The sequence below is a fragment of the Winogradskyella psychrotolerans RS-3 genome, from assembly GCF_000427335.1.
Lineage (GTDB): Bacteria > Bacteroidota > Bacteroidia > Flavobacteriales > Flavobacteriaceae > Winogradskyella > Winogradskyella psychrotolerans.
On record NZ_ATMR01000103.1, the window covers coordinates 1 to 841 of the forward strand.

Annotated in this window: 1 protein-coding gene; it reads right to left on the bottom strand. The window is 32.2% G+C overall.

Annotated features, from left to right (window positions below):
- Positions 1-136: 136 nt before the first annotated feature.
- Positions 137-646 carry a WG repeat-containing protein gene (locus ADIWIN_RS11160; protein ID WP_020894635.1) on the bottom strand — a complete coding sequence of 170 codons (510 nt, stop codon included), beginning with the start codon at positions 644-646 and terminating at the stop codon, positions 137-139.
- Positions 647-841: the final 195 nt, after the last annotated feature.

Here is an 841-nt window from a genome sequence, read left to right on the forward strand (position 1 = left end):
CTTGTGTATGGTTAGTTGCGTGGTTAAGCACCTAATTTAGCAAATAAATCACAGATAGAATATTCCGCAGGAATGTTCGTAAGTCGGCAGTGACCAAGCAATTAATTATACACGGTGTTACCAGCAGTTATTTATTTTAAAATTCACTAATGTATTTATGCTTTATTTCAATCACTTCTTTTCCATTTTTATCAACTGCTCCCCAAAGATTATTTAGTTCAACTTTACCAATTCCATTTTCAAATTTAAGTGCGTGTTGATATTTAAAATCAACAACCAAAGTTCCAGTTGTGTCAATGTAACCATATAATCTTGGTTCATCAGTTTTCCAATCAGTACTTACGACACAAAGTTCTTCGGAAAATTCATCAACCCAATGAAATTTAGGTTCAATAATTACTTTGCCACTTACATCTAAAAATCCAATCAGTTCATTTTGTCTAAAGCTTACAAGTCCATTATGCAGTCCGCCTAAAAAGTCAAATTGAGGTTCAATCACATATTTCCCGTTTTCGTTAATCAATCCCCATTTTCCATCTATCTCAACTGCGGAATGATTTTCAGAGAACATTTCAGCCGATTCGTAAATTGCTTTGATTACAATATTACCATCTAAATCTCTAAATCCTGTTTTTCCATTTTCCATATACTGGAAATATTTAATTCCTTCACGTTCTCCAACTTCCCGTGAATTAATTCTTGGGTCATTTAATACTTCCTCAAAAAGTTCATCGTCTGTTTTTTCTTTGGTTTTTGCTTACAAGCATAAAGAATTCCAATAGAGACTATAATTATTAGTAAAATTATATATGTTGTTTTCATTCTCTGTCTAATTGCTGGT

Coding starts and splice junctions, on each gene's coding strand:
- ADIWIN_RS11160 (WP_020894635.1), bottom strand. CDS start 646: ATGGAAAATGGAAAAACAGGATTTAGAGATTTAGATGGTAATATTGTA.